Source organism: Arthrobacter sp. 2YAF22_2 (assembly GCF_052114645.1).
GTDB lineage: Bacteria > Actinomycetota > Actinomycetes > Actinomycetales > Micrococcaceae > Arthrobacter.
Window position 1 is genome coordinate 1 of record NZ_JBFRFD010000008.1, and the last position, 21011, is coordinate 21011.

Genomic DNA, 21011 nt, shown 5'->3' on the forward strand with positions numbered 1-21011 from the left:
CCGCACCACCAGCCGTTCCAGTACTACAAGTCCACGGCCAACCCGCACCACCTCGCCCCGGCCTCGGACGCGGAGATCGGCCACAACGGCCAGGCGAACCACCAATACGACCTGACCGACTTCAACAAGGTGGTCAACTCGGACAACATGCCGTCCGTCTCCTTCCTGAAGGCGGGCATGTCCCAGGACGGGCACGCCGCCTACTCCGACCCGATCGATGAGCAGAAGTTCATCACCGCCACGGTCAACCAGATCCAGAAGTCCAAGAACTGGGAAAACACCGCCGTCGTCCTCGCCTACGACGACTCGGACGGCTGGTACGACCACGCCGCCGCGAAGGTGAAGAACTCCTCCAACAGCGCCGACGACGCCGCCTGGTGCCAGAGCGCCGCCGCCAGCGGCGTGCCGATGGCCGGCGGCTACGCCGACCGCTGTGGCCCCGGCCCGCGCCAGCCGCTGGTGGTCATCTCCCCGTACGCGAAGAAGAACTTCGTGGACCACACCGAGACGGACCAGGCCTCGGTCCTGCGCTTCATCGAGGACAACTGGCACACCGGCCAGATCGGCGACGCCTCCGCCGACGCCTCAGCGGGCCCGCTGACCGCCATGTTCAACTTCAACAAGCAACGCACCGACAAGGTCCTGCTCAACGAACAAACCGGCGTCGTCGCCTCCATCACCAACGCCGGGGATAACCAGGACGGCAGCGACAATAGCGACAGATCCGACCACCGAGGCGGCAGCAACTCCGGGAACTAAGCGCCGACCGAACGCGGGGCTGTCACCGTCAGTACGGCAGCACTCCAAAAACGCCACCCGGCCAGCCGCCGGGTGGCGTTTCCGTGTAGCCGGAGGGCATGCCGGTCGGCGGGACTAGCGCGAGACCTTGACCGGCGCGGGCGACCGACGCGACACTGGACTAGTGAACAGGGACGAGGAGTTGAAGGCGATCGGGACAGTGGTCGACCGGCTGGCGGAACGATTTCCGGAGGCCCCGCGCTCGAGCATCGAAGCTGCTGTGCGGGAAGAACACGAGTCACTGAACGAAGGCCGGATCCGGGACTTCGTACCGATTCTCGTTGAGCATGCCGCCAAGGCGCGCCTGTCCGGCTAGGCAGCCCGGTCATCAGCACCGATTGATACAGCGGGAGTCAACACGCCGTGAACTGCGCTTAGCGCGTCGGCGAATGCTGGGAAAAACTTCCTCAAACGGCCCCCAGAGGGCGCACCTGCCTGCCCGCGAACTCGTATCATTGTCAACGTATAGACGGTGGGCTCACGGCCGCCGGGCCGGGTCATCGGCAATCGGAAAGATCGGAACTTAGCTGTGGTGTGGACACCCGACCGGCGGTCGTTCCTTATGGTTGCGGCCGTCGCGGCACTGGCCGGCTGTTCCGCCGACCGGCAAGGGGCTCCATCGCCAGCGGATGCCCCGCCTGCCCCGGAACCTGCCGCAGCGCTACCGGTGGGTCACGCCGCGCAGCCACAGCCCGTGCAGCCACAGCCCGTACCCACCCGGGACAAAATCACGAGTACCTACGCCGGCCGCAAAGCCAATTACTGGGGCACCGAGGCCCCCGGCGTGCTGACCCGGCTGCCGCCAGGGGCGGCGGGCGTGGCCTTGACCATTGATTTTTGCGGCGGCTCCAGCGGAAATTCCGCCGATCTGGCGTTGCTGACGCTGCTGCGGCAGCAACACGTCCCGGCCACTTTGTTCCTGAATTCGAGATGGATCGCAGCCAACCAGTCCTTGGCCAAGGAGTTGGCTGGCGACCCGCTCTTCGAACTCGGCAACCACGGCACTTCGCATGCCGCGCTTTCCGTCAGCGGCAAGAGCGCATACGGCATCCCGGGCACCAGAAACCCCGGTGAGGTGTTCGACGAAATCATGACCAACGACGCCCGCCTAACCGAGTTGACCGGCCAGCGCGCCCACTACTTCAGGCCCGGCACCGCCCACCTGGACGAGGTCTCGGCCGAGATTGTCCGCGCATTGGGGCTGGTTCCAACCGGGTTTAGCATCAACGGCGACGGCGGCGCCACCTTTCCGGCAGCCACGGTCGTCAACGAGGTCTCCCGGGCACGGTCAGGAGACATCGTCATCATCCACGGCAACCACCCGTCCGGCGGCACCACGCCGGGCCTTGTGCGTTCGCTGGGCGCGCTGAGGGACAGCGGCCAGAAATTTGTCGCACTGCCCAGCGCCTGACCCGCGGCAGTCCGCAACAATGGCCCCGAATTCATGATCTGTTTACATTTCTCGGGTATCCAGAAGCGGTGACCACTGATTCCGGTAAATCCCGCCGGCCTCCGCGCGCCTCGGCGCCCACCCTCGGCGACCTAGGTCAAGGCGCCCTCGTTGTGCCCGGAAAGACCCCTGCCCGTGAAATTGAGGCGCTCTTTCGTGAAGACCGCACGCTGCGGGGCATTGCTATTGACGTGGACGGATCGTTGTCCCTGCTGACCCGGGACCAGCTTGATCACGAGATGACGGGACGGCTGGGCTACGGCAGGGCCCTCAACGCCCGGGGGTACGCGGCCGCCTTGTTGCCGTTGCACGGATCCGTTTTGCACCCGTCCCTGGATCTTCACGCCGCGTCGGCCGCGGTGCTGAACCGGCCCGAGGCGAACCGGTACCAGGATCTGCTGGTGCTCGCAGCCAACGGCCCGCGCATCGTTCCCGTGTCCGAGGTCTTCGAGGGCCTGTCCGATGTGTTCCGCCACGCCGCACTGCACGACCCGCTGACCGGGCTGGCGAACAGAAGACAGCTCGAGGAGCGCGGTCCGTCGCTGATGGGCGGCCCGGGCTCACTCCCGGCGGGCCTGCTGTACGTGGATCTGGATGATTTCAAAATCGCCAACGACACCTTTGGGCACCGGGCCGGGGACGCGGCGCTGGGCTCGTTTGCGGCCCGCCTCGAGGCCTGTACCCGGGGGTCTGATCTGGTGGCCAGGCTGGGCGGTGACGAATTTGCCCTGCTGCTGGTCGAGGTCGACGAACCCATGGCCCGGTCGATTGCCTACCGGGTCCTGCGGTCGCTCGAAGACCCGTTCATCCACGAAGGGCATGAGTTCCGGCTGACGGCCACCCTCGGCCTGGCCATGTCATCCGACGTCGATTCAGCGGACCCGGCTGAACGGTTGGAGCACCTGATCCGCCAGGCCGACGCCGCCATGCTGCAGGCCAAGCTTGAGGGAAAGGACCGTTTGGGCCGCATTGATCCCTTCCGGCCGGTTACCCGGTTCGCCCGCCAGGCCCTCATCCGCCGTCGACTCCCCTATGCCCTTTCCAGCGATGGCTTCAGCCTGCACTACCAACCCCTGATGGACATCGCCACCGGCGCCTGCCCCGGGGTGGAGGCCCTTCTGCGGTGGCACGACGCTGAACTCGGGACGGTTTCGCCAGACGAGTTTATCCGGGTGGCCGAACACACCGGCGATATCCATGCGATCGGACGATGGGTCATGGACGAAGCCTGCGCCCAAGCCCGGCTATGGGCGGACGCGGGTATCCCGCGGGCCGTTTCGGTTAACATCTCGTCGCTACAACTGGCGGCAGGAAGCCTGATTGAGGATCTCCAGGCAGCCCTGCAGAGGCATGGCGTACCGGCGTCGTTGTTGAACATCGAGATCACCGAGACCGCCGCGATCGTGGACCTCCACGCCGCCACGGAGCAGCTCCGGGCCCTGATTGGCTCGGGAATAGGGGTGGCCCTGGACGACTACGGCACCGCGTATTCGTCCCTGGCGATGCTGCGCGACCTGCCGCTCACCGGGCTGAAGCTCGACAAGTCCTTTATCGACGCCATTGACACTGACCCGACCTCCGCCATTCTCGTCGCCGGGGTCATCACCCCGGCCAAGGCCCTCGGCCTGAAGACGACCGCCGAGGGAGTTGAACGGGAAGCCCAGCTGGCCGTGCTGCGCGAACTGGGCTGCGACACGGCCCAGGGCTACCTGATCTCGCGTCCTTTACCCGCGGAGGAGTTGGACAAGGCACGGACTGCCGCCGAAACCGCGCCCCTGTATACGACCGACGTCGAAGCTAACCCAGCGGAACGGGGCGGGTGCGCACCGGCGCCAGGAAGCCGACCACAACCACTGCGGTGATTGAACCGGCCGCCATGATGGACGCCAGCACCACAATCTGGAACATGCCGGCGGCGATCGGCGAGATTCCACCAAAAATCGCACCCACGAAGGCGCCCGGCAGGGTGACCAATCCCGTCGTCCTGGTCTGGTCCGTGGACGGGATCAGCGCTGAACGAACGGCAGAGCGCGCCAGTTCGGTGGTGGATTGCCGGGGCGTTGCTCCCAGCGCCAGCCACCCCTCCACCTCATCCCACCGGGAGTCGACCGTTTCGTTGAAGTGCCGGCCGGCGAGCGTGGCAATGCTCATCGCGTTGCCGATGACGATTCCGCCGAGCGCCAGGGCGTAGCGGGGGGTCAGTTCCACGGCCCCGGTGGCAAAGACGATCGTCAGCGTCACTAGGACGCCCATCGCCATCGCCGCGCTGACTTGTCCAAAGCTCTGCCAGTCCTTGCCAAGGCGCCGGCCGGCTGTGGCCGCGGCGACGGTGAACATCACCAGCAAGGCGACGGCCACCCAGAGCGGGTTGGTGATGATGCCGCTGAGGATCAGGCTGATGGCGGCCAGCTGCACAGTCCCCCGAAGGATGGCCCAGGCGGGGGCGAAGCGCCGGGGCACCCGGTAGAGTGCCAGCACTCCGAGGGTCAGCGCCAGCAGCAGCCCGACGCCTATCAGGGTGGCGGCAAGGTCACCGGGGCTGGTCATGCTGCCAGCCTAGTGGACGGCGGGAGAGGGGTAAGGCGCCGCCACCCGGCTCACGCGGCGCCGTGCTCCTGGTTCTGCGAATACCTCTACCGCAGGCCCTCCCGGCCGGGGCTCTTCTCGTGTTGGATGGGTACCAAGCCCACCCACGGGCATCACGCGAAAGGAAGCCCTCATGGCAACATGGCTGATCACAGGATGCTCCACCGGACTCGGCCGGGCCCTCGCCCAGGCAGTGCTGGCGCGCGGCCACAATGCCGTAGTCACGGCGCGGAACGTCAGCACGCTGCAGGACATCGCGGCCGCGTTCCCCGATACCGCGCTGGCGCTCCCCCTCGACGTCACCGACCGGGACCAGATCAGCGCGGCGGTCCAGCAGGCCCGGACGCGCTTCGGCGGCGTCGATGTTCTGGTCAACAACGCCGGCTACGGCTACCGTGCCGCGGTGGAGGAAGCGGACGACGCCGACATCCGACGGTTGTTCGACACCAACGTTTTCGGCGCCGTCGACATGATCAAGGCCGTCCTCCCGGACATGCGTGCCAGGAAGGCGGGGTCCATCCTGAACATCTCCTCCATCGGAGCGCGCATCAAGGCGGCGGGTTCCGGCTACTACTCCGCCACCAAGGCTGCCCTGGAAGGCATTTCCGGATCGCTCCGAAACGAACTCCAGCCGCTCGGCATCCACGTCACGGTCATTGAGCCCGGCGCGTTCCGGACCGACTTCGCCGGCCGCTCGCTAACCCAATCGGCGACGGCGATCGGGGACTATGCGGAGACGGCCGGGAAACGCCGCAAGGAGAACGACACCGTCCACGGCACGCAGCAGGGCGATCCGGCCAAAGCCGCGGAGGCCATCCTGGCGGTCGCCGAAAGCGCGGACCCGCCGGCCCTGCTGGTTCTCGGTGAGGACGCCTTCAATGCCTTCGGCGCCGTCGCCCAGGCCGAACGCGCGGACCTGGACCGGTGGCGCGACCTCAGCCTCAGCACGGCAATCGGAAACTAAAGCTTCGTCGGAAGGAACCCCATGCACCACGTGACCTTGAACAACGGCGTCCAGATGCCGATCCTTGGCTTCGGCGTCTACCAGATCCCCGCCGAGGAAACCCAAGCCGCCGCGGAAGCGGCCCTCGCCGCGGGATACCGCCACCTGGACACGGCGGCCGCGTATGGCAACGAGGAGGCGGTGGGTGCCGCGATCAAGTCCAGCGGCCTCCCCCGCGGGGAACTCTTCGTCACCACCAAGCTGTGGATCCAGCACGCCCCGGCCGGCAGCGTCCAGGACGACACCAAGCGTGCCTTTGCCGACTCGCTCCGCCGGCTCGGGATGGACTACCTCGACTTATACCTGATCCACCAGCCGCTCGGCGACTACTACAGCGAGTGGCGGGCCATGCAGGACATCAACAAGGAAGGCCTGGCCCGCGCCATCGGCGTGTCCAACTTCTACCCGGACCGGCTGGTCGACCTCATCGACCACAACGAGATCGTGCCGGCCGTGAACCAGATCGAGACCCACCCCTTCTTCCAGCGCGCCGCCGACCAGGCGCTGATGCGCGAACGCGGCGTGCAGATCGAATCCTGGGGCCCGCTCGCCGAAGGCAGGAACAACCTGTTCACCGATCCGGTCCTCAGCGCCATCGCCGAAGCCCACGGCAAGTCGGTGGCGCAGGTGGTGCTCCGCTGGCTCATCCAGCGCGAAGTGGTCGTCATCCCCAAATCCGTACGTCCCGAGCGGATGGCGGAGAACCTGGCCGTCTTCGACTTCACCCTCACCGACGAGCAGATGGACCAGATCGCCACCCTGGACACGGGCGCCAGCGTCTTCTTCGACCACCGCGACCCCGCCATGGTGAGCCGGCTGGGCGGACACCGGGCCTGACCCGGCCGCCGCCCGTCAGTGGCGGTCTTACGCGGCGGGCGATGCGACCTCGGGGGCGGCTTCGCTCAGGCGCCGCAGCTTGGGAATGGGGATCCGCTTGTTGATGGCGACGGCCGTGCCGCTCCCGTCGGCATGGGACCAGCGCATGAGGGAGGGCCCGTCCTGCGGATCGCCGTCGAGGTAATCGGGGGCGCCGGCCAGGGGCAGGAACCCGCTCGCCTTGAGGCCGAGACCGAACTGCTCGGTCCAGAAGTAAGGCTTGAAGTCGAGCGCCGGGGCGCCGTCACCGCCCAGCAGTGCCAGCGCCGCGGTCTTGCTCTGCTCGATGGCGCTGGTCCACAGCGGAACCCGCTGGATGCCCCGGGCCGTCGGGAACGCTGCCACGTCTCCGGCGGCGATGATGTCCGGCCGGACCCGCCCGCGGGAGTCCACTTCGAGCCGGCCGCCGGTCAGGAGTCCGCTGGAGGCCAGCCACTCGGTGTTGGGGATATCCCCGACAGCGCTGATCACCAGTTCGGCTTCGATGCGGGACCCATCGGCGAGTGCCACCACCGTCGGCGCGGCGGCCACACCCCGGCCGGGGCTGCGCAGTTCGACCGCGGGGGACGGCGCGAGCTTGAGTCCGTGGCCGACAGCAGCGGCCAGGAAGACACCGGACAGGTAGGGCCCCAGCTGTTTGGTCAGGGGGCGGCCCTGCGACACGAGGGTCACGCCGCAGCCCACGGAAAGGCAGCCGGAGGCGATCTCCATCCCCAGAGCTCCCCCGCCGATAACGACGACGGACGGCTGATTCGCGAGCCGGCGGCGCAGCGCCAGCGCATCCTCGAGGGTGCGGAGGGTGAGCTCGCCGTCGTGGTTCCCCGGGTGTTCGGCCATGCTGAGGCGGCGGGCCCGGGAGCCGGTGGCGATGACCAGGCCGTCGAACGGAAGGCCGGTGTCGTCGTCGAGGTGCAACACCTTCTTCTCGGCATCGAGCCGCGCCGCAGCCACGCCCAGGATCTCGTGGGCCTCGTGGGTGGCGGCGGGTAGCTGATGGGAGGTCATGTCACCGGAGTCCAGCAGCGCGGCCTTCGACAGGGCGGGCCGGCTGTACGGCGCGTGGTACTCATCGCCCACCACGGTCAGTTCGCCATCGAAGCCGGCTGCCCGCAGCGAGTCGCTTGCGGTAAGTCCGGCGATGCCATTCCCGACGACGACGATGCGTTTCAGTCCCATGGTCAGGCCAGCCGCAGCGCGGCAACGGGGCAGACGCGGACCGCGGCCTTCGCCGGGTCAAGGAGGGCCACGTCCACCGTCTCGATGTCCAGCACCAGTTCACCCTCGCCGTCCAGGTGCATCAACTGCGGGGCGACTTCCTCGCACAGGCCGTGGCCTTCGCAGCGCGGTCGGTCGAGGACGATCTTCATGGCTTTCTCCTTTGAAAAACAGTGGTGCCGGTCACAACCGGCGGTGTTTCGAGTGTCCCAGTCGCCGGGACTGTCGACAAATGAATACTTCTTATCCTTGGCATGCACAGTGTGAATGAACCAATAGAATGGGCCCAGCGCCGACTGGTCGGCGAGCGACAGATGAGGGGTGCAATGGCAACGACGCCGGGGAGTTCCGAGACCGACGGCGAGCTGGCCCGACTGGCCTCAGTGGACCTGAACCTGCTGGTGCCGCTGCTGGCGCTGTTGGAAGAGCAGTCCGTAACCCACGCTGCCGGCAAGATCGGCYTGTCGCAGCCGGCCATGAGCCACGCGCTGACGCGGATGCGGCGTCTGCTCGGCGACGAACTTTTGGTCCGGCAGGGCCGCGGAATGGTCCTGACGCCGCGGGCGGCCGAACTGATGCCCGYGTTGCGTCAGACGCTCACGCAGGCGGCCAGGCTGGTCAATGCCGCCCCTTTTGACCCGGCCAGCGACGGCCGCTTGATCACGGTGGCGATGACCAACAGCACCGCCTTTGTCATTGGCAGCAACATCACCCGGCTGCTGGCGGAGCGAGCGCCCAACACGATCCTGCGGCTGCGCACCACGTCGTCGGCGACTGTCGGCGTGTTCGCGGAGGACGCGGCGGACGTCCTGCTGCTTCCCGAAACCTTTGCCGCCCCGTACCCGCGTGAGCGCCTCTACGACGACCGCTGGGCGGTGGTCACCTCCTGGGACTCGCCACGCGAGGCCACTGCGCTGGAGCTACTGGAGACCGTGCCCCACGTGGTCCTGGACGCGTCCCCGGAACGCATGCGGCCCTACGAGATCCTGGACGAACGCAAGGTGCCGTACACGATCCGGCAGCGGGTGTCCGACTACCTGTTCATCCCACACCTGATCGCCCAGGCCGGCGGCGTTGCGGTGCACCGGTATCAGGTGGGACTGGCCTTCGAGGGCCGCTTCGACCTGCGGATGGAGGAGTTCCCGTTCCCGATCCAGACCCTCGGGATCGACATGGTCTGGAACCCATGGCTCGCCGAGGACCCGTTCAAGGACTGGCTGCGTGACATTCTGATCGAAGCCGCGGTGCCCTTGCGCGCCCGGTACGGCCCGATCCAGGACCGCTTCCGGCCGCCGGCCTGAGCCATGGCCGGAGCCCGTGTGGACGCTCACCGGGGGCGTGCCGTCGTCACCATCGACGTCTGAGTCCGCGTGCCGCCGGGTGCGGCTGTGATGAGTCTCACCCGCAATATTCGCCATCTGGCTTGAGCACCCCCCGCGACGCTGTGCATCATAAAAAGGCAGGAAGGGCATCGACGCCCCCTGCCGGACACCCCGGAATGACGAAGGAACACTAAACAATGACGTTTGAATCTGCCCACACTGTCACCCACAAGCTCTGGGACCACTCCACGATGCACCACGAGCTCGACGCCCTGGTCCACGAACTTTCGGTCCGGCACAACACCGCGAAGTCCAACATCGCGGTCCACGCCACCGGCGCCAACACCTTCACGCTCAGCCTGAACCAGGGTGCGGCCAACCTGGATTCGGCCTCCGCTTAGCAGCACGGTCACCAGCAACACCTCGACGACGGCGGGAGCTTCCCGCCGTCGTCGTCGCGTTTCCGGAAGATCAGCGGAGGGTCAGCGGAAGCGGGTCAGCACAGGCCGGCCAACGGGGCGCCGTGCATTTCGGACTTCACCCGGTACATGTCCTGGTCGGCGGCAAACAGCAGGGCCTTGGCCAGCTCCGGATAGTCGTCCGTCTCGGCACCCGCCGGCACGGCCGTCTCCGCCAGGCCAACGGACATGCCCAGCCGCAGTTCGGCCCCGGCGACACTGACGGCACCGGCAAGGCAGTCCCGGACCCGGTCGGCCACCGCCTCCAGCTCCTCCGAGTACGCCAGCCATGGGATCAGGACCACGAATTCGTCGCCGCTGTACCGCGCCACCAGGTCGTCGCCGCGCACCGCCGCCGCCAGCATCCGCGCTACGTGCTCCAGGACTTCGTCCCCGGCCGCGTGGCCCAGGGTGTCGTTCACCTGCTTGAAGTTGTTAACGTCGCAGAACAGCAGGCCCACCCGGTGCCGCTGTCCAGCGGCGCGGGCGAGCGCGGCCAGCAGGCTCGCTTGCAGCTGCCGCCGGTTTGGCAGTCCGGTCAACGGATCATGCAGTGCCCGGTGGCGCGCTTCCTGCAGCAGCACCGTGCGCTCCGCCTCGGCGTCCTCGAGCTTCCGGTAGGCGCCGGCCAGTTCGCGCTCGTAACGACGCCGCTCGGGGGCGGCGAAGAAGATCATCAGGTCCCGTGGCTCCGGGCCGTCCAGGGTGCGGGTAATCGAGAGCAGCACCGGCTGCCGCTGGCCGTCCGGCCCCAGCAATTCGAGCGAGAGTTCGGCGAGGTGGCCGTCGCGTTCCAGCTTCGGCCCGGCGTGGGTGCGGAACATCAGCCGATCGCCGGCCGGCATGAGGTCCAGCACGCGCGCGCCGTCGAGGGCCCCGGCCTCGGCCCCGGTCCAGGCGCAAATCGTGGCGTTCGCGGCCAGGATGGTGCCATCGGTGCCGGCCACAATGTAGCCTGCCGGCGCCCGGTGGAAGAGTTGCCCGTAGTCGAGGGCTTCGGTGGTCGCCTGGCTCACGGCTGCTTGAGGAATTCGAGGATGGCGGTGGCGGTTTCCTCCGGCGCGCTGCTTTGCGGGAAGTGGCCGGTGGCCGCGAGCCGGACCAGCGTGCCGGCCGGGAGCTCCTGGTGCAGGTAGGTGCCCACATGGTCCGGCGTGACGACGTCGTCGGTGCTTTGCAGGACCAGCACGGGGAGGGTGACGTCGGCGAGCAGGTGCCGCACGTCGGACAGGAAGGCGACCCGGGCGAAGTCGCGGGCAATACGGGGGCTGATCCGGCCGAAGCTACCTTGGATTTCGTGCTYGAGTTCGGGCGCGTGCGGCGTATTCATGTAGACCGGGGCCATCGACTCGGCCCAGACGACGTAGTTGGCGTCCAGGGATTCGAAGACGTCGTCGAGGTCCTCCCGGCTGAACCCGCCCACGTAGCCGTCCTCGGGGTGGTCCAGGTAGCTGGGGGACGCGGTCAGCAGGATCAGGCGGCCGAAGCGGTGGCCGTCATCCCGGACGGCGGCGCTGACGGCCATCATGGCTCCGACGCTGTGGCCGATGAGCGTGGCGTCTTCCAGGCCGAGCTCGGCGCAGACGTCCATCAGGTCATCGACGTAGGTGTCCAGGCTGGAGTAGGCGGCCGAGTCATAGGCGGACGGGTCGGAACCGCCGGAGCCGACGTGGTCCAGCAGGACCACGCGGTAACGGTCCGTGAACCAGGGCAGGATCCTTACCCACATGCTCTGGTCGCTGCCGAAGCCGTGCGCGAACACCAGGACCGGGCCGTCTTCCGGCCCGTACACGTGGACGTTGTTCCGCGCTGCTGCCCCAGTGCTCATCTGCCAACCCAATCCCTTTAACTCAGCCGTTCGAAAACCTGCCGCTCGAGCCCGACGGCGGTCCCGCGCCTGCGCGCTTGGCCGCCGGTCCGGTGCGACAGCGCTTTGCGCTGGTGATTCCTGCTCACGCTGCGCTGGGGACAAGGCCGTGGCAGCACGACATTCGACTGGTTGGCTCCATATTAGCCCGGCCGAGTCGCGGGGCGGGGTAGGCATTGCCGCAGGTCACGCGTGGATTGGATGGCCCGGACGACCATTGGCCTAGGCTGCCAGCGGCAGATCGAAAAGCTGTTCGGCCAGCCGGATGAGGTGGACGGGAGCGTGGGCTTCTTCCCCCCGGGGCCCATGGCCAAGGAACACCGCCGTGCCGTTGACGGTGTCATCCAGAGCGACGCCTGCCTCGCGGAGAAGGACCTCGGCCCGGTCATTCTGCGGCAGGCGGTATCCCTCGTCGTTCAGATAGGCATGCCAGTTCCTGCCGGAGATGGACTCGATGTTCCCGGCCACCAGTTCCTGCAGGCTGAGCACCGCGGTGTCCACGCATTCGATGCGCACGCGTTGAGTGAGTCGGGCCGGAACGATCAAGGCGTTGTAGCTGGTGTTCATGGTTCTTATCCTTGTGACTGAAACGAAGGGCTCGCGGTTCCAGGGGTGCACGTCAGGAGTGGTGCGTCAGGAATGGTGCTGCAGAAGGGGTGCGGGCGGCCGACGGGGCTAGGAGTCTCGCATCTGGCCGCCCGCGGCTTGTTTAGCGCTGGTTTTTGCGCGGCTTTGCGAACAGGCTATCGCTGGATTCGCTTCTAGCCTTTTTTTCGGCCCGCTTTTCGAGAATCGTCTTTCCCGTTTTTTTGGCACTACCGCTCTTAGGCGACTTACCGGACAACAGAATCACACCTTTCTGTGCTTGCGTGTACCCAATACCATACACACTTATATTTTTTATGCCAGTTTCCGAAAAAGACAACCATAAAAGCGTGAGAAGTGCGCGATGCCGCAGCGGCGTCCGCGGCGCGTCGGGCCTCATCTCCGCTCCTTGGCGGCTCATGGGCCGTGTCACAGCCGTTGCGTCCGGGCTCGGTTCGCGGGTAGACCCGAATCGGAAGCGTTTCACGCCGCCACCAATAATGTAACGAAGAGAGCCGGCATAAGTTACCTCTGGATTTGCGGGAAACAAATTAATTTGTTGATCCCGGCACCAGACTTTGCCCTCGAAGCCTCACGCCAAGTCGGCAAAAGGCGCGTCTTGTAGAACTTCCGGTGCACAGAACTCGGAAGGGTGGTTGTAAATTCGGCCGCGGTTCGGAAAATTGACTATTACTTTTGACTGCACAGCGACAGGACCACGCCGTGCGGCGGACCGTCCACGCCAGGAACCGACCGTACGCCCGCGCACCGGCGTCGCGCAGGCGGGTTCACAAGACCCTTGACCGCCGATACTCACCGATACATCGTTAAGTATCGCCGAAGGATCGGTGATCATCAGAGCAACGCAATCAATCCGGAAGGACGATGCCGTTATGAAAGGCATTCACGACGATAAATTCACAGAGGGCGGACCAGCCCTGGGACGGTTCGGCCGCGGCCGGGGTCGCCGCGGACCCCACGGACACGGCGGCTTCGGCGGAGGCCGCGGATTTGGGCCCGGTTTCGGCCCGGGCTTCGGTCCAGGATTTGGCCCGGGCGGCCCACGCCGGGCCAACAGGGGCGACGTCCGCTCGGCGATTCTGTCCCTCCTGGCCGAAGCACCGTCCAACGGCTACGGCCTGATCAAGACCATCGCCGAAAGGACATCCGGTGCCTGGCGGCCGAGCCCGGGCTCCGTGTACCCCACGCTCCAGCAGCTCGTAGATGAGGAACTCATCGCGCCTGTCGGCGACGGCCGCCGCACGGAGTTCACGCTCACCGACGCGGGCAAGGCCTACGTGACCGAGCACGCCGAAGAGCTGGAAAACGCCTGGAACACGGACCCCCAGGGATCCGGCCCGGCGTTTCATCAGAGCGTGGGCAAACTGATGGGCGTCATCCACCAGTTCCGCTTCTCGGCAACGGAGGAACAACGCACGGCCGCGATGGAAAAGATCGATGAAACCCGCCGCGCGCTCTACCACATCCTCGCTGACTAACGGGGGTCGCCGTCAGCCAACGGCGACCTCTTCCGCGACCGCAAGGTCCTGCAGGCTCGGAGCCTGCGCCACGTTGCGCCCGGCGATGCGTCCGGAAACCATCGCCCGGCCGATGTGCAGCATTCGCAGCTAGTCCGCCGGCACCGGCTGCAAGGCGTTGAGAATCAGTTCAAGCCCGTAGGCGAATTCGTTCCCGTAGTCGTAGCCGGGCTGCATGACCACTTGCGTGGCGATCTCGACCATGTGCGGGTATTCCCCGGTGGCGAACCGTTCCATGATGGGAGCCGCCACCTCCGCCATGGGTCCATTGCCTGCTATAGGCAGCGCGGCCTCTTGGAGGGCGAACCCGTAGATGTAGCTGTCCAGGAGCGAATAGGCCCGGGCGGTTTGTTCGACCGTAAACCCCGCGGCGCGCAGCGTCGCGAGAGTCGCCTCATGGTGTTTCAGGGTCGCCGGGCCGGGAGCCTTCCGGGATTCCAGCAGTCCGATCGCCCAGGGATGACGGCGCAGCACCTTGCGCACCGAGTGGGCGCGGCGGCGCATTTGTTCCTGCCAGGCCCCTCCAGCCTGCGGGGTATCGATCTCGGCGAAGACGAGGTCCACGAGGCCGTCAAGGATCTCGTCCTTGTTGGCCACGTAGTAGTAGAGGGACATCGGCTTCGTGCCCATGCTCACGGCGAGGGACCGTATCGACAGGGCCGCGATGCCGTCCCGGTCCGCCAATGCCAAGGCCGTTTGCAGAACCTTCTCGCGGGTCAGCCTCGATCGCTCCCTTCCGAGCGCGCCTGCGTCGTTCATGACCCTCCTCCCAGCTCTTCCAGTTTCGTACATCGTACGATACCGTATTCGTACACCGTACTAAAACCCTGCACTTCCGGAAGGAGAACGATATGACAACCCAGGAAAGCCCTGAAGTAGCCGGCACCAGGACCATGGACCACATGCGCGCAGTTGTTCGGGAAAGCTATGGGGGGCCGGAGGTACTGCGCCTGGAGCAGGTGCCGCGTCCCGAAGTCAAAGGCGACGATGTGCTCGTCCGTGTCCGGGCGGCCGGTGTCGACCGCGGTGTCTGGCACATCATGACCGGCCTGCCGTACCTGGGCCGCGTTGCCTTCGGTTTGCGGAAACCAAGGGGCGCGGTACTGGGCCTGGATCTCGCAGGGACCGTGGAGGCCGTCGGTCCCGAAGTCACGCGGTTCGCCGTTGGTGACGCGGTGTACGGCAGCGGCCGCGGTTCCTACGCCGAATACGCCCTTGCATCCGAGGCCAAACTGGCGCCTAAACCCCCGGCCCTCTCCTTCGAGCAGGCCGCAGTGGTGCCGGTGTCCGCAGTGACCGCTCTTCAGGGACTGCGCGCGGGGAAGATCCGGGAGGGACAGAAGGTACTGGTCACCGGTGCCGCCGGCGGCGTCGGCAGCTACGCGGTCCAGCTGGCCAAAGGCTATGGCGCGCAGGTCACCGGGGTTTGCAGAACGGAAAAGGTCGATTTTGTCCGCGCCCTCGGCGCGGACAACGTCATCGACTACACGCGCGAGGATTTCGCAGCCGCTGGGCCTTTCGACCTCATCCTGGACATTGCGGGAAACCCGCGGATCTCACGCCTGCGCCGCGCCCTGACCCCTGCAGGAACTGCCGTCATCACCGGCGGTGAGGAGGGCGGGAAGCTGACCGGGGGTCTGCACCGCCAGCTGGGTGCCATGGCGCTGTCACCGTTCATCAGCCAGCGGCTGACCCTGTTCCTCGGCCTCGTCCGGGCCGCCGATTTGCAAGACCTTGCCCCGTTCCTCGCGGCGGGCACGGTGGTCCCGGCCTTGCACCGGTCCTTCACGCTGGCTGAGGCGGAAGACGCATTCCGCTTCCTGGAGAGCGGTCAGGTGCGCGGCAAGGTAGCACTCACCATCTGACGGCCCCGAGCGGGCCGCACGGGTTCCGATGCACGGCCGATGTATTCGGGTCTCGGCGCAGGCTAGCGTTGAAGCATGACGGCTAGTTACAGGTACGACGTCGAGATCCTGCACCTTCTCGTGTCGCCGGCCCACGCCTACTTCGGCCGGGCCCGCGAGGGTGCGGCCGACGTTCCCACCACTGATGCCGAGCAGGCGGAGCTGGTTGCCGGCAAGGGCATCGTCGGCGACCGGTTCTTCGGCAAGGCCGCGCACATGGACGCCGCCGTCACCGTCTTCGCGGCGGAGGCCCTGGAAGCCATCGCCGCCGAGCTGGGGACGGCACCGCTTGACCCGCTCCTGACGCGGCGCAACGTCGTGATCCGGGGAGCCCAGCTGGCGCCCCTACTGGGGCACGACTTCGCGCTGGAATCCGGCGGCGGTCTGGTCCACCTCAAAGCCGGGCGGCCCGCCCATCCCTGTGCCTGGATGGATGAGATGCTCGCCCCGGGCGCCCATAAGGCCATGCGCGGGCGCGGCGGCGTGCGCTGCCGCGTGCTTTCCGACGGCGTCCTGCACCGCGGTCCGGCAGTCCTGATCAGCCCTGTGCCGCTCGACCCGGATCGGGCGGCCGACGCGGTCCTGCTGCGCCCGTCGCGGCTGCCCTAGCCGAACGGTGCGGCCGCCGGCCAACCTGTTCAACGGCGGTCTCGGCCGGTCAGGCGCCGTCGAACGTGTGTCAGAAAGGGCGCCCAGTGCGCGACACGGGCCCTGTCCCCCGAGCGGCGCCGCACTTTCGTAGACTCTATGGAGATTCGGCATGTCTCCTCGACTGAGACGCGCCCGCCACAGGAAGAGCCATCGATGAAGATTATCGTCCTAGTCAAGGAAGTCCCCGACACCTACGGGGACCGCAAACTGAACCTCGAAACAGGCCTCGCCGACCGGGAAGCCAGCGAGACAGTCATCGATGAGATCGGCGAGCGGGCCTTGGAACTGGCCCTGAAGTACGCCGACAAGAACGAGGGCACCGACGTCGCAGTCCTCTCCCTCGCTCCCGAGGGCGCGACCGCGACCATCCGCAAGGGGCTCGCGATGGGCGCGGGAAGCGCCACCCACATCTGCGACGAGGCGCTCCGGGGTGCGGATCTTGGACTGACCGCCGATACCCTCGCAGCCGCGATCCGCCGCATGGGGTTTGACCTCGTGATCACCGGCAACGTCTCCACCGACGGGTCCGGCGGCATGATGCCCGCGATGCTGGCCGAACTGCTTGACGTGCCCCTGGCCACCGGCCTCAGCGCCGTGGAGATCATCGACGGCGCGGTGTCCGGCACCCGGCCCCTTGACTCCGGAGTGCAGCAGGTTTCGGCGACCCTGCCCGCGGTGATTTCTATTACCGAGGCGCTTCCCGGGCCGCGCTTCCCCAACTTCAAGGGAATCATGGCCGCTAAGAAGAAGCCGCTGGAGGTGCTGACCCTCGCGGACCTCGGGGTCACCGCGGACAGCCCGGACGCGGCACGTTCGATCATGCTGGCCGTTGCCGAGAAGCCACCGCGCGCGGCGGGCGTCAAGATCATTGACGAGGGTGATGCCGGCGAGAAGCTCGCCGAGTTCCTGATCGAAAACCGACTGGCGTAAGGAAGAACGACATGACTGATTTCCCTCCGGACGCCATCCTCGTCGTCGTGGAAAGCCTGGCTTCCGGTGAACTCGAGAAGGCGGCGGCCGGACTCCTCGGCGCTGCCGCAGCGGTCGGCACCCCGGTCGCCTTGGTACTTGCCGCACCCGGCACCGGAACCGCCGCCGCAGCGGAGGCCGCGGCCCTCGGTGCCGCGCGCGTCCTGGTCGCCGAGACCCCGGATCCCGCCGCGCTCGGCGTGCCGAGCGTTGACGCACTTGCCGCGGCCGTGGATCAGGTGCAGCCGGACGCCATCCTGATCTCGCATTCGCTGAACGGGCGGGACCTCGCCGGCCGCTACGCCGCCCGTTCGCGGGCCGCGGTTTCCGCCGACGCCGTCGGGGTGTCCCGCGATGACGAGGGCGTCGTCGCACACCATTCCGTCTACGGCGGCGCCTACGACGTAACGTCAACGGCCACGTTCGGGGCGCCGGTCATCACGGTCCGCCAGGGCTCCATCGAAGCGCGGGCCGCTGCCCAGCCGGAGACATCGGAAACCCTGGCAGTGCCGCCCTCCGGGAAGCCTGCCGCGCGGATCGACTCCTTCGACGAGGCGGTGGTGGCCACGTCACGGCCGGAGCTGCGCGGTGCCGCGAAGGTCGTCGCGGGTGGCCGCGGTCTCGGCTCCGAGGAACAGTTCGCCCTCGTCGGACAGCTCGCCGACACCCTCGGTGCCGCCGTCGGTGCCTCGCGGGCCGCGGTGGACGCCGGCTACATCCCGCAGACGGCTCAGGTGGGTCAGACCGGGGTTTCCGTGTCGTCGCAGCTGTATATCGCTTTGGGCATTTCCGGCGCGATCCAGCACCGGGCCGGCATGCAGACCGCCAAGACGATCGTCGCCATCAACAAGGATGGCGACGCGCCGATCTTCGAGATCGCCGACTTTGGCGTGGTGGGCGACCTCTTCAAGGTTGTACCGCAGCTGATCAGCGCCCTTGAGGGCCGGAAGAAGTAGCGATGGCAACTCAGTCTGGGTCTATCCGGCGGGGCCTGCCGCGCGTCGAAGGCGGTGACCCCTGGCCTCCAGCAGGTCAGACACCCGCACGCATTGTTCCGGTTGCGGTGACAGCGGCTGCCGTTCAGGAAACGGGGCCGGCTACGACGGCGGCGTCCGCGCCGGTCCCTGCGGTTAGGTCCGACGCCGGGGTGTCCCGGCAGCTTCGCCGTGGCCTGCCGCGTGTTCCGGGCGGCGAGCCTTGGCCTCCGGCGGGCGAGCCTTCGGTCTCGGTTTCGGCTCCCGTAGCTCCCGCCGTCGCGCCCGTGCCGACCGCAGAAGCTGATGAGAAGACAGTGCCGGCGGCGACGCCGTCCGCAGCGACTTCGGAAACAGCACCCACGACGGCGACGGCGGGAACCACCGCGCTTCGTCGCGGTCTCCCCCGTGTCCCCGGTGGTGAACCGTGGCCGCCCGAAGGATTCGCGCCTGCAGTTGCTGCGATGGCTGTCGCTGCGGCACCGGCTACGGTGACTGCCGAACCTCCGGCTCCCGCCGTCTCCGCACCCGAAGCGCCGGCCGTGGTGAGTGCGGCTCCCGCGGCGCCCGCCGCCGTCGTGCCTCCGGCAGTGCCTGTCGCAAAGACGGCCGTGCCTGATAAGCCGGCGAAGGCCGCAGCCGAGGCGAAGCTCTACGGTTCGCGCGCCCTGGGCCAGTGGATCAAGCTCGTGCTGCTCCTGGCGGTCGGCGCCGTGGCCGCCGCCGGGATTCTGGTGCTCGCCGCGCGCGGTGTGACGACGCTGCCGGGCGTGCCGGAGTTCCTCAAGCGCTACCCCGGCGAATACAGCCTGCCCGCGACGGCCGAGCCCGGCTTCCCGTGGTGGGCGCAGTGGGCGCACTTCTTCAACATCTTCCTGATGGTGCTCATCATCCGCTCCGGCTACCAGGTGCGCACCCAGCAGAAGCCGCCGGCGTTCTGGACGCCGAAGCGCGGCGGCAAGAAGATCAGCATCAACCTGTGGCTGCACCAGTCGCTCGACATCTTGTGGCTGGCCAACGGCCTCATCTTTGCGGTGCTGCTGTTTGCCTCCGGCCGCTGGGTGCGGATCGTCCCGACCAGCTGGGAAGTGTTCCCCAACGCGCTCTCCGCGCTCCTGCAGTACATGACCCTCGACTGGCCCGTGGAGACCGGCTGGGTGAACTACAACAGCCTGCAGCAGCTCATGTACTTCCTCGTGGTGTTCATCGCGGCCCCGCTCGCGGCCATCACGGGGGCGCGCATGAGCGAATTCTGGCCGAAGAACGCGAAGACGCTAAACAAGACCTACCCGGTGGAAGCTGCGCGCGCCGTTCACTTCCCCACCATGCTGTTCTTCGTGCTGTTCATCCTGGTCCACGTGTTCCTGGTGTTCGCGACCGGCGCGTTGCGCAACCTGAACCACATGTTCGGCGGCACCGACGTGGTCAACTGGGTGGGGTTCTGGCTCTTCGCGGCCGCCATCGCCGTCACAGTGGCCGGGTGGCACGCGGCCTGCCCGCTCGTACTCGCGCCCATCGCCAAGCTGTTCGGTCCGGTGAGCAGCCGCTAGGCCGCATCATCCGGGAGCCCGGAGGCGGGCTGACCGAGGCTCGCGCGCGCTTTACGGCGGGCGCACAGGGTGCCCCCGGGAAGCACTCACTTTCGTTGTATAGCCTCACTTCCGGTGCGACGACGACTTCGCCCAGGCCCGCGAACGCCACATCCGCGGCCATAACCGGCCCGCCGTTGGTGGGACGTTGCTTTCCGAGAGGTATTTCCCGATGCTCCGCAGCACCTTTGTAGTGACCGCGCTTGTGCTGGTTTTCGCCGCCGTTGTCCTCCTCAGCCTTGCAGCGGTAATCCGGGCCAAAACAGTCGCCGGCAGCGCGGATGCTGCTGGCGCGGTCCTGATAACCGGGACGGTGATGGCGGCGGGACTGGGCTGGGCACCTGCCTGGCAGGTGCCGTTGACGGTGGTCCTTGCAGCGGTGTTTCTCTGGTTTGCCGGGCGCACGGTGTTCCAACTGACGACGCCGACCCCCGCCGTCGTCGGTGGTCCCGGTATTTCCGCGTATCACGCCGTCCTTGCCGTCATTGGGGGCTGGGTTGTGTTCGAAGCCGCCCGCAACGCGGGCTCGGCGACGGGCGTACCCGGCCATGAACTCGGTGTGCTGCTGGTTGACCTTTTGGCCGCCGTGGCGATGGCCTTCGCGACGGTCGGATGGCTGCTGGCCACCTTCACGCTCCGCGCCAAATCGGGCCAGAAGGCGGTGTCCGTTTTGACCGGCGGCCGCGAGGCCGTTGTCGCCGCAGGCCTTGCGCTGGCCCTCTTCGCCGTGTCCTGAGCAAGCTTGCCAGTGGCGGCTTGACGCCTACCGGCCTGCCGCCGGCCAGTTCCTTTCGTACCTGCTCGGCCGGCCGCGCTGCGAGGGGCCGGACCGCTAGTTTCGCCGCTATCGCCGCCTCCGGGGCCGTGGTACGTTCAGCGTGATCAGGATGTCCCGACGCGGCCCCTTGACCAGCCCGGCTCCTGGCACAGCCCCAGAAAGCAGAGGCAAGCGATGCCAACACTATTGATCTTCCACGAAGTCAACGACGTCGAACACTGGCTCAGTTCACCCAAACGTGAAGAAGTCTTCGGGCCTCTGGGCATCACGGTTCGACCCTTCTCCGACCCGGCAAAGAGCAACCGGGTGGGCTTGATTGTCCAAGTCCCCGACATGGACACGTTCCAGCGAATTATGGAGTCGCCAGAGGCAGCCGAGGCGATGAAGTTCGACGGCGTCCGTCCGGAAACAATGCTGATGCTCGTCGAGCCCTAGGCACCTCAGGATG

General features: G+C 67.2%; 23 protein-coding genes. 16 read left to right on the top strand and 7 right to left on the bottom strand.

The window, feature by feature from the left end:
• From AB4Y86_RS00860 to AB4Y86_RS00875, 4 genes are all read left to right on the top strand, one after another.
• Positions 1 to 759, top strand: a 759-nt coding sequence (locus AB4Y86_RS00860; protein ID WP_441399485.1) for an alkaline phosphatase family protein, incomplete at its 5' end; no start/stop codon positions are given.
• Positions 760 to 922: 163 nt separating this feature from the next.
• The gene (locus AB4Y86_RS00865) at positions 923 to 1114 is read left to right on the top strand and encodes a three-helix bundle dimerization domain-containing protein (protein ID WP_441399487.1); all 192 of its coding nucleotides are present in this window, start codon (positions 923 to 925) and stop codon (positions 1112 to 1114) included.
• A 378-nt stretch (positions 1115 to 1492) separates the two neighbouring features.
• Positions 1493 to 2209, top strand: coding sequence for a polysaccharide deacetylase family protein (locus AB4Y86_RS00870; protein ID WP_441399489.1), 717 nt, complete (start codon positions 1493 to 1495; stop codon positions 2207 to 2209).
• 68 nt (positions 2210 to 2277) lie between these two features.
• A complete protein-coding gene (locus AB4Y86_RS00875; RefSeq protein ID WP_441399491.1) occupies positions 2278 to 4110 on the top strand; it encodes a putative bifunctional diguanylate cyclase/phosphodiesterase in 1833 nt (610 codons plus the stop codon).
• Here AB4Y86_RS00875 and AB4Y86_RS00880 read toward each other — a convergent pair.
• Positions 4046 to 4795 (bottom strand): ABC transporter permease, encoded by a 750-nt coding sequence (locus AB4Y86_RS00880; protein ID WP_441399492.1) that lies wholly within the window; start codon positions 4793 to 4795, stop codon positions 4046 to 4048. The two genes, AB4Y86_RS00875 and AB4Y86_RS00880, sit on opposite strands and share 65 nt — an antisense overlap.
• Before the next feature lie 172 nt (positions 4796 to 4967).
• Here AB4Y86_RS00880 and AB4Y86_RS00885 point away from each other — a divergent pair, with 172 nt between their 5' ends.
• Together AB4Y86_RS00885 and AB4Y86_RS00890 are read left to right on the top strand one after the other, a co-directional pair.
• Positions 4968 to 5798 carry an oxidoreductase gene (locus AB4Y86_RS00885; protein ID WP_441399493.1) on the top strand — a complete coding sequence of 277 codons (831 nt, stop codon included), beginning with the start codon at positions 4968 to 4970 and terminating at the stop codon, positions 5796 to 5798.
• Between the two features lie 21 nt (positions 5799 to 5819).
• Entirely contained in the window at positions 5820 to 6674 is an 855-nt protein-coding gene (locus tag AB4Y86_RS00890; RefSeq protein WP_441399495.1) for an aldo/keto reductase, read from the top strand.
• A 27-nt stretch (positions 6675 to 6701) separates the two neighbouring features.
• Here AB4Y86_RS00890 and AB4Y86_RS00895 read toward each other — a convergent pair whose 3' ends face one another.
• Together AB4Y86_RS00895 and AB4Y86_RS00900 are read right to left on the bottom strand one after the other, a co-directional pair.
• Positions 6702 to 7889 (bottom strand): NAD(P)/FAD-dependent oxidoreductase, encoded by a 1188-nt coding sequence (locus AB4Y86_RS00895; protein WP_441399496.1) that lies wholly within the window; start codon positions 7887 to 7889, stop codon positions 6702 to 6704.
• A 2-nt stretch (positions 7890 to 7891) separates the two neighbouring features.
• Positions 7892 to 8080, bottom strand: a complete 189-nt coding sequence (locus AB4Y86_RS00900) for a ferredoxin (RefSeq protein WP_441399498.1) — start codon at positions 8078 to 8080, stop codon at positions 7892 to 7894.
• 174 nt (positions 8081 to 8254) lie between these two features.
• On the opposite strand from AB4Y86_RS00900, the gene AB4Y86_RS00905 reads away from it, so the two are divergent.
• Both AB4Y86_RS00905 and AB4Y86_RS00910 read left to right on the top strand, forming a co-directional pair.
• On the top strand, positions 8255 to 9229 hold the full coding sequence (locus AB4Y86_RS00905; protein ID WP_441399499.1) for a LysR family transcriptional regulator: 975 nt from the start codon (positions 8255 to 8257) through the stop codon (positions 9227 to 9229).
• Positions 9230 to 9447: 218 nt separating this feature from the next.
• On the top strand, positions 9448 to 9651 hold the full coding sequence (locus AB4Y86_RS00910) for a hypothetical protein (protein WP_441399500.1): 204 nt from the start codon (positions 9448 to 9450) through the stop codon (positions 9649 to 9651).
• Positions 9652 to 9746: 95 nt separating this feature from the next.
• On the opposite strand, the gene AB4Y86_RS00915 is transcribed toward AB4Y86_RS00910, so the two are convergent.
• From AB4Y86_RS00915 to AB4Y86_RS00925, 3 genes are all read right to left on the bottom strand, one after another.
• Positions 9747 to 10724, bottom strand: coding sequence for a diguanylate cyclase (locus tag AB4Y86_RS00915; protein ID WP_441399502.1), 978 nt, complete (start codon positions 10722 to 10724; stop codon positions 9747 to 9749).
• A complete protein-coding gene (locus tag AB4Y86_RS00920) occupies positions 10721 to 11536 on the bottom strand; it encodes an alpha/beta fold hydrolase (RefSeq protein ID WP_441399503.1) in 816 nt (271 codons plus the stop codon). Before AB4Y86_RS00920 ends, AB4Y86_RS00915 begins: the two co-directional genes overlap by 4 nt.
• A 261-nt stretch (positions 11537 to 11797) precedes the next feature.
• Positions 11798 to 12142: a DUF3846 domain-containing protein gene (locus AB4Y86_RS00925; protein WP_441399505.1), complete on the bottom strand. Its 345-nt coding sequence runs from the start codon at positions 12140 to 12142 to the stop codon at positions 11798 to 11800.
• Positions 12143 to 13053: 911 nt separating this feature from the next.
• Between AB4Y86_RS00925 and AB4Y86_RS00930 the strand changes: the two genes are divergently transcribed.
• The gene (locus tag AB4Y86_RS00930; RefSeq protein ID WP_441399507.1) at positions 13054 to 13659 is read left to right on the top strand and encodes a PadR family transcriptional regulator; all 606 of its coding nucleotides are present in this window, start codon (positions 13054 to 13056) and stop codon (positions 13657 to 13659) included.
• Between the two features lie 129 nt (positions 13660 to 13788).
• Here the strand turns inward: AB4Y86_RS00930 and AB4Y86_RS00935 are convergent, their stop codons facing one another.
• Complete coding sequence (locus AB4Y86_RS00935) at positions 13789 to 14457, bottom strand: TetR/AcrR family transcriptional regulator (RefSeq protein ID WP_441399509.1); 669 nt, start codon at positions 14455 to 14457, stop codon at positions 13789 to 13791.
• Positions 14458 to 14549: 92 nt separating this feature from the next.
• Between AB4Y86_RS00935 and AB4Y86_RS00940 the strand changes: the two genes are divergently transcribed.
• The 7 genes from AB4Y86_RS00940 (at position 14550) to AB4Y86_RS00970 (ending at position 20998) form a co-directional block, all read left to right on the top strand.
• The gene (locus AB4Y86_RS00940) at positions 14550 to 15563 is read left to right on the top strand and encodes an NAD(P)-dependent alcohol dehydrogenase (RefSeq protein ID WP_441399510.1); all 1014 of its coding nucleotides are present in this window, start codon (positions 14550 to 14552) and stop codon (positions 15561 to 15563) included.
• A 75-nt stretch (positions 15564 to 15638) separates the two neighbouring features.
• Positions 15639 to 16211 carry an MOSC domain-containing protein gene (locus AB4Y86_RS00945; RefSeq protein WP_441399512.1) on the top strand — a complete coding sequence of 191 codons (573 nt, stop codon included), beginning with the start codon at positions 15639 to 15641 and terminating at the stop codon, positions 16209 to 16211.
• 195 nt (positions 16212 to 16406) lie between these two features.
• On the top strand, positions 16407 to 17183 hold the full coding sequence (locus AB4Y86_RS00950) for an electron transfer flavoprotein subunit beta/FixA family protein (RefSeq protein ID WP_441399514.1): 777 nt from the start codon (positions 16407 to 16409) through the stop codon (positions 17181 to 17183).
• An 11-nt stretch (positions 17184 to 17194) separates the two neighbouring features.
• Complete coding sequence (locus AB4Y86_RS00955; RefSeq protein ID WP_441399515.1) at positions 17195 to 18178, top strand: electron transfer flavoprotein subunit alpha/FixB family protein; 984 nt, start codon at positions 17195 to 17197, stop codon at positions 18176 to 18178.
• Positions 18179 to 18807: 629 nt separating this feature from the next.
• Entirely contained in the window at positions 18808 to 19746 is a 939-nt protein-coding gene (locus tag AB4Y86_RS00960; RefSeq protein WP_441399516.1) for a cytochrome b/b6 domain-containing protein, read from the top strand.
• A 232-nt stretch (positions 19747 to 19978) separates the two neighbouring features.
• Positions 19979 to 20521: a hypothetical protein gene (locus AB4Y86_RS00965; RefSeq protein ID WP_441399518.1), complete on the top strand. Its 543-nt coding sequence runs from the start codon at positions 19979 to 19981 to the stop codon at positions 20519 to 20521.
• Positions 20522 to 20737: 216 nt separating this feature from the next.
• Complete coding sequence (locus AB4Y86_RS00970; RefSeq protein WP_441399519.1) at positions 20738 to 20998, top strand: hypothetical protein; 261 nt, start codon at positions 20738 to 20740, stop codon at positions 20996 to 20998.
• Positions 20999 to 21011 lie beyond the last annotated feature (13 nt).